The sequence below is a fragment of the Hyalangium sp. genome (assembly GCF_035629615.1).
GTDB lineage: Bacteria > Myxococcota > Myxococcia > Myxococcales > Myxococcaceae > Hyalangium.
In genome coordinates, this window is sequence record NZ_DASPHO010000532.1 from 1 (window position 1) to 7,007 (window position 7,007).

Genomic DNA, 7,007 nt, shown 5'->3' on the forward strand with positions numbered 1-7,007 from the left:
CATCCTGGCGCGCGGCACGGTCCTGGTGGGCTGCGGCAACTACGAGGAGGAGGTGGGTGAGCAGTGCGACTACGGCAACGAGGGCAATGGTCTGCCGGGCTCGGAGTGCTCGTCGACGTGCCAGTTCAACTGGTGCGGTAACGGCGTGGTGGATCCGGGCGAGGACTGCGATCTGGGCATGGACAATGGCATCGGCGCCTGCCCCCGCTCCTGTCGCACGCTCCCTGCGCCGCCGCCTCCTCCTCCGCCCGCGAACCGTCCCCCCGTGGCGCGCTGCCGGTCCGTGCTGCTGAGCGCCGGCCCTGCCTGCGGTGGCGTGGGCGCCTCCATCAACCACGACTCGAGCGATCCGGATGGGGATCTGGTGGGCTGCGTGCAGAGCCTGACGTCGTTCGAGGTGGGCTCCACCCTGACGACGCTGACGTGCACGGACGCGCAGGGGCTGTCCTCGTCCTGCACGGCTCCTGTCACGGTGGTGGACGACAGCGCCCCGATGATCTCCTGCCCGGCGCCGAGCACCTTCGAGTGCGGCACGAGCATGACGCAGCTGGCCGCGGCCCAGGCGCAGGACAACTGCGTGGATCCCTTCGTGACGTACACCCTGGAGGGCGAGGGCTACTCGCTGGGCACGCCGCGCACGGTGAGCTGGCTGGCGAACGACGGCACCAACGAGGTGACGTGCTCCACCTCCATCACCATGGTGGACACGCTGGCCCCCAGCCTCTCGCTCAAGGGCGAGGCCCTGCAGCAGCTCGAGTGCGGTGTGGGCTCCTACAACGAGGTGGGTGCTCTGGCGAGCGACCAGTGCGCGGGTGACCTCTCCAGCCGCGTGGCGATCTCCGGCTCGGTGAACGCGGCGGCGGTGGGCAGCTACCCGGTGGCCTACAGCGTGGTGGACGGGGCGGGCAACGAGGCCACGGCGGCGCGCACGGTGAGGGTGAGTGACACGCTGGCCCCGAGCCTCGCGCTGGTGGGGGCGCAGACGGTGCGGCTGGAGTGTGGCGTGGACGGCTTCACCAACCCGGGCGCCACGGCGGCCGACGCGTGCTCTGGCAACCTGACGAGCGCCATCGTCTACGGTGGCACGGTAAACGAGGCGGCGGTGGGCAGCTACGCGGTGACCTACAGCGTGGCGGACCGGGCGGGCCACAGCGCCTCGGCGGTGCGCACGGTGGAGGTGGCGGACACCCAGGCCCCAGCCATCGCGCTCAACGGTGCCAGCATGGTGTCGCTGGAGTGCGGCGTGGGCTCCTACAGCGAGGAGGGTGCCACGGCCAACGATGTGTGCGCCGGCAGCCTGAGCAACAAGGTGTCCATCAGCGGCACCGTGAATGCGGCAGCGCGCGGCACGTACACGAAGACCTACAGCGTGGCGGACACCTCGGGCAACGTGGCCTCGGCGGTGCGCACGGTGAAGGTGAACGACACGCTGGCCCCGAGCCTCGCGCTGGTGGGCGCGTCTGCGATGCGGCTGGAGTGCGGCGTGGACAGCTTCACCAACCCGGGTGCCACGGCGGTGGATGCGTGCTCCGGCAACCTGACGGGCGCCATTGTCTCCCTCGGCGCGGTGAACGCGGCGGCGGTGGGCAGCTACCCGGTGTCGTACAGCGTAGTGGACGGGATGGGCCTGGCGGCCTCGGCGGTGCGCGCGGTGGAGGTGGCGGACACCCGGGCCCCGGCCATTACGCTCAACGGTGCCAGCGCGGTGACGCTGGAGTGCGGCGTGGGCTCCTACAGCGAGGCGGGCGCCACGGCCATGGATGCGTGCACGGGGAACGTGAGCAGCAGGGTGTCCATCAGCGGCACGGTGAACCCGGCGGCGCGCGGCACGTACACGAAGACCTACAGCGTGACGGACGCCTCCGGCAACGCGGCCTCGGCGTCGCGCACGGTGAACGTGGCCGACACCCGGGCGCCGAGCATCTCCCTGGTGGGCTCGGCGAACATGAGCATCAACCGCGGCAGCACCTTCGTGGATCCCGGCGCCACGGCGACGGACTCCTGCTCCGGAACGCTGACGTCGGCCATCGTCAAGACGGGCACGGTGAACACCTCGGTGGCGGGCACGTACACCCTGCGCTACACGGTGCAGGATGGTGCGGGCCTGAGCGCCGCGGTGTCGCGGACCGTGACGGTGGTGGGCCAGACCTGCAACACCACGGTGAACGTCAAGCCCACCCAGCTCATCTGGCCGCCGAACCACAGCTACCGCACGTTCCGTCTCTCCGACTGCGCCGCTGTCACGAGCTCGTGCGGCACCGGCGGTAGCGGTGGCGGCTGCCACGGTGGCGACGACGACGATGCCAACATCAACACGATGGGCGAGATCCTCTCCATCTACAGCGATGAGCCGGAGGATGTGAACGGCAACGGCGACGGCCACACGGACGACGACATCGTCATCACCGGCCCCAGCACCTTCAAGGTCCGCGCCGAGCGTCAGGGCAAGGGCAACGGCCGTTTCTACGGCGTGCGCTTCCAGGTGACGGACAGCTCCGGCGCCGTCCAGACGGCCACCTGCAAGTTCGTGGTGCCGCACGACCAGTCGGGCCGTGGGGCGATCGACAACGGGGCGGCCGCGGGCTACACGGTGAACGCCCCGAACTGGTAGGCGCTCACGGCGCGGGCTCCGCGCGAGCTGCCGAGCGGGTGGCCATCAACACCTCCGCCCGCTCGGCCAGGAGGCCCGGCAGTCCTCAGGTGAGCATGGGCGGCTCGAGCTCCACCTTGAGCCAGCCCGGCTTGCGCAGGTCGAAGTTGCGGTAGGCGTCAATGGCGCTCGTCATCGACTCCACGCGCGAGAGGATGGCCGTCGGGTCCACCGCGCCCGAGCGCACCATCTCCAGCAGCTTGGGGATGTACTTGCGGTGGTTGCAGTTGCCCATCTTCAGCGTGAGGTTCTTGTTCATCGCCTCGCCGATGGGGAAGGTGCGCGCCGTCTGCGGGTAGACGCCGATGATGGAGAGCGTGCCCGCCTTGGCCAGGGCCTGCACGGCCCACAGCAGCGCCTGCGCCGGCGCGTCCCCGGGGACCCAGTTGCTGCCGTCCGGGTTTGTCTTGGGCGCCACCTCTTTCTGCTCACGCTTGAACTCGGCGGCTTCCTTCTTCGCTGCCTTCGAGGCGGGCCCATGGTGCGCGTGCATGGCGTCCACGCCCACCGCGTCGATGGCCCGGTCCACGCCGATGCCATTCGTGAGCCGCCGCAGCGTCTCCACGGGATCCTCCTGCTCGAAGTCGATCACCTCGGCGCCCTGGGCCCGGGCCATGTCCAGCCGGTCCTCGAAGCAGTCGATGGCGAACACGCGGCCGGCGCCGAGCAGCCTGGCGCTCACGATGGCGAACTGCCCCACCGGCCCGCAGCCGAACACGGCCACGGTGTCTCCGGGGGTGATCTCCGCCAGCTCCGCGCCGAAGTAGCCCGTGGGGAAGATGTCCGACAGGAGGATGGCCTGCTCATCCGTGACGCCCTCCGGCACGCGCACCATGCCCACGTTCGCGAAGGGCACCCGCACCTTCTCCGCCTGCATCCCCTGGAAGGGCCCGCTCAGCTCCGGGCCGCCGAAGAAGGCCGTGCCGGCCAGCGGGCCGTGGGGGTTGGCCTCGTTGCACTGGGCGTAGTAGCCCGCGCGGCAGTACACGCAGCTGCCGCAGGCGATGGTGGAGGCAATGACGACGCGATCCCCCACGGCGAAGTTGCGCACGTCCTCGCCCAGCTCCTCGATGTAGCCCACGCCCTCATGGCCGAGGATCGTGCCCGGCCTCATGCCCGGCATGGTCCCGCGGACCATGTGCAGGTCCGTGCCGCAGATGGCGCTGGCGCTCAGCCGCACGATGGCATCCGTTGGCTTCTCGATCCTTGGCTCCTCCACGTCCTCGAGCCGGATGTCTCCGATTCCATGGAAAACGACCGCTTTCATCGCGCGACTCCTGCCCCGGGGGGCCGCTGTGGTGGCGCGGGACCCGTCCGCATGGCGGGGCCCTGCGCCTTGCAGCGTGGCCATCCACGGGAGGGGGGGCAAAGCCTTCAGCCTCCCTCGCTGGAGGGCGGGGAGGGGAGCGGGCGCTACCGGCTGAGGTGGAGGGAGAGCCGCTTGCCGAAGACGCTCCGGAAGAGGGGCATCTCCCGCTCCACGTTCCACATCTCCAGGTCCAGCGGCTGCTTCGCCTTCAGGTGCAGGGTGACCCCGTCACGGCCCTGGGTGGCCTTGAGCGTCTTGATGGCCTGCTGGTGGCTGTGGTCCAGGGAGTTGGCCAGGCGCAGCAGGGTGGCGAGCTTGCGCACCGTGCGCGCCTCGGAGGGCAGCAGCCCGTCCAGCCCCGAGTGCTTCAGGTCGGGCGGGCTGCGACGGTGGTAGCGGGCGATCCGGGCCACCAGCTCGCGCTCACGCTCCGCCAGGCCGGGGATGTCCGTGTGGTGGATGAGATAGTAGGTGTGCCTGTGGTGCCGCTCGTAGTTCACCGCGTTGCCGATGTCGTGCAGCAGCGCGGCCACTTCCAGATAGGGGCGCGTGGACAGCGGCAGCTGGTGCAGCGCCGCGAGCTGATCGAAGAGGGTGAGGGCCAGCCGGGCCACGTGCCGCGCGTGCTTCTCGTCGAAGTAGAAGCGCTGGCCGATGGCGAGCGCCGCGTCCGCGAGGCTGGGATCCTCTCGAGAGGTGTCCTGCCGGTAGAGCAGGTCCACCAGCAGCCCATCCCGCAGGCCTCGGTTGACGGCCGTCACGGAGTCCACGCCCAGGTGCTTCACCACGCCCTCGAGGATGAGGGCGCCGGAGACGATGATGTCCGCGCGCCGGGGATCGAAGCGCTTGCGGCGGCGCTCGGGAGGCAGCTCGGCCAGGGCCTGCACCGCTTGGGAGATCTGCCGCGCGGAGGCGCTGCCGGCGCTGTCTCCCGAGGCGAAGGACACCACCGCGTTGATGGTGCCGGACGAGCCCAGCGCCACCCGGGGCATCCGGGAGAGCTTCTCTGGCAGCGTCTTGCGCACCACCTCCGCCACGAAGCTGCGCATGAGCCGCAGCTGCTTGGGCGGCACCGCCCTGGAGGCGTTGAACACCTCGGTGAGGCGCACCGCGCCCAGCGCCAGGCTCCACAGGTTGTCCGGCTTCTCCCCCAGGGCGGTGGCCACCTCCGTGGAGCCGCCACCAATATCCACGAGCAGCGAGCGGGAGCTGGGGGGCTTGCGGTGCAGCACGCCGAGGCAGATGAGGCGTGCCTCTTCCTTGCCGCTCACCACCTCCAGATTCATGCCCGCCTCCTCGCGCACGCGGCGGACGATCTCGGCGCGGTTGCGCGCATCCCGCAGCGCGCTGGTGGCCACGGCGCGCACGCGGGCCTTGTGACGGCGGCACAGCGCGGCGTAGCGGCGCAGCGTGGACAGCAGCCGGTCCGCTGTCTCCCGGGGCATGGAGCCGGTCGCGAAGACACCCTCTCCGGGGCGGATGGGGTCTCGCTCCTGGTGGAGTGTCTCGAGCGCCCCGTCGAGGTCTGGCCGTGCGAGCTCCAGCCGGACAGCGTTGGTGCCCACATCGATGGCGGCGAGGACGGGCTGAAGGGCTGTGGAGGGAGCGGGCATAGGCGGGGGACGGGAGTGTAGCGTTTCAACCGCCGGTGGATGGAATTCATGTCAGGTGGGGGGTTCCATGAAAGAGTCTGGCCCCGTGGATCTCAACGACCCTCAGCTCTTCATCAACCGCGAGCTGTCCTGGCTCGCCTTCAACGCGCGCGTGCTCGCGGACATGCAGGAGGCGAGCCTCCCTGTCTACGAGCGGCTGAAGTTCTTCGCGATCACCTCCTCGAACCTGGACGAGTTCTTCATGGTGCGGGTGGCGGGCCTGAAGCAGCAGCTGGCCAGCGGGGTGGCGGAGACGGCGGCGGACGGCATGCTGCCGGCGGACCAGCTGGCCGCCATCAGCGAGCGGACGCACGCGATGGTGGACGAGGTGTACCGGCTGTGGCGCGAGGAGCTGCTGCCGAAGCTGGCCTCACAGGGGGTGGCGGTGCTCACCCGGGACAAGCTGACGGCGGAGCAGAAGTCGGCAGCGAAGGCCTGGTTCAGCTCCTCGGTGTTCCCGGCGCTCACGCCGCTGGCGGTGGATCCGGGGCACCCCTTTCCGCACCTGCGCAACAAGTCGCTCAACGTGGCGGTGGTGCTGAGGCGCGAGGGCCCCAAGCGCAAGCGCAATGTGCGGGAGACCTCTCTGGCGGTGGTGCAGGTGCCCAGCGTGCTCAGCCGTCTGGTGACGCTGCCGGCACCGCAGGGGACGGTGCTGGCGGTGCTGCCGCTGGAGGAGCTGATCTCCCTGTGTGCGGGGGAGCTGTTCCCTGGCTATGCGGTGGAGCGGACGGCGTCCTTCCGCGTGACGCGCAACTGGGACCTCAACGTGGACGAGGAGGAGAGCGCGGATCTGCGCTCCACCGTTCAGGAAGAGCTGCGCCGGCGGGACAGGGGTGCGGCGGTGCGGCTGGAGCTGGATGCGGCGGCCAGCGCGGAGCTGGAGGCGGCGCTCACCTCGGCGCTGAAGCTGGGAACTCCGGACGTGTACCGCCTGCAGGGGCCGCTGCAGCCTTCGGATCTCATGCTGCTGACGGATCTGGACGCGCGGCCGGAGTTGCGGGTGGAGCCGTTCGTCCCGGCGGTGCCTCCGGCGCTACGGGATGAAGATCCGGTGATGAGCGTGATCGCCAGGCGCGACATCCTCTTGCACCACCCCTACGAGTCTTTCGATCCGGTGGTGCGCTTCCTGGAGGAGGCGGCGGAGGATCCGAACGTCCTGGCCATCAAGCAGACGCTGTACCGGACGAGCGGAGACAGCCCGATCGCGCGGGCGCTGACGCGGGCGGTGGAGAACGGCAAGCAGGTGGCGGTGCTGGTGGAGATCAAGGCGCGGCTGGACGAGGCGAACAACATCGCCTGGGCCCGGCGGATGGAGGAGAGCGGGGTGCACGTCGTCTACGGGCTGATCGGCCTGAAGACGCACTGCAAGGTGGCGCTGGTGGTGCGGCGCGAG

Annotated in this window: 4 protein-coding genes; 2 read left to right on the forward strand and 2 right to left on the reverse strand. The window is 70.2% G+C overall.

The window, feature by feature from the left end:
* Window positions 1-2,611 (forward strand): DUF5011 domain-containing protein (locus VD972_RS26950; protein ID WP_324991617.1); only part of this gene is annotated, 2,611 nt, incomplete at its 5' end.
* Between the two features lie 85 nt (window positions 2,612-2,696).
* Here VD972_RS26950 and VD972_RS26955 read toward each other — a convergent pair.
* Together VD972_RS26955 and VD972_RS26960 are read right to left on the reverse strand one after the other, a co-directional pair.
* On the reverse strand, window positions 2,697-3,917 hold the full coding sequence (locus VD972_RS26955) for a zinc-dependent alcohol dehydrogenase (RefSeq protein ID WP_324991618.1): 1,221 nt from the start codon (window positions 3,915-3,917) through the stop codon (window positions 2,697-2,699).
* Window positions 3,918-4,063: 146 nt separating this feature from the next.
* Entirely contained in the window at window positions 4,064-5,572 is a 1,509-nt protein-coding gene (locus VD972_RS26960) for a Ppx/GppA phosphatase family protein (protein ID WP_324991619.1), read from the reverse strand.
* A 67-nt stretch (window positions 5,573-5,639) separates the two neighbouring features.
* Between VD972_RS26960 and ppk1 the strand changes: the two genes are divergently transcribed.
* On the forward strand, window positions 5,640-7,007 hold a 1,368-nt coding region (gene ppk1 / locus VD972_RS26965; RefSeq protein WP_324991620.1), incomplete at its 3' end, for a polyphosphate kinase 1.

What these genes read in the sequence shown, in the direction of transcription:
- VD972_RS26955 (WP_324991618.1), bottom strand. Translation starts at nt 3,917, where the DNA reads ATGAAAGCGGTCGTTTTCCATGGAATCGGAGACATCCGGCTCGAGGAC.
- VD972_RS26960 (WP_324991619.1), bottom strand. Translation starts at nt 5,572, where the DNA reads ATGCCCGCTCCCTCCACAGCCCTTCAGCCCGTCCTCGCCGCCATCGAT.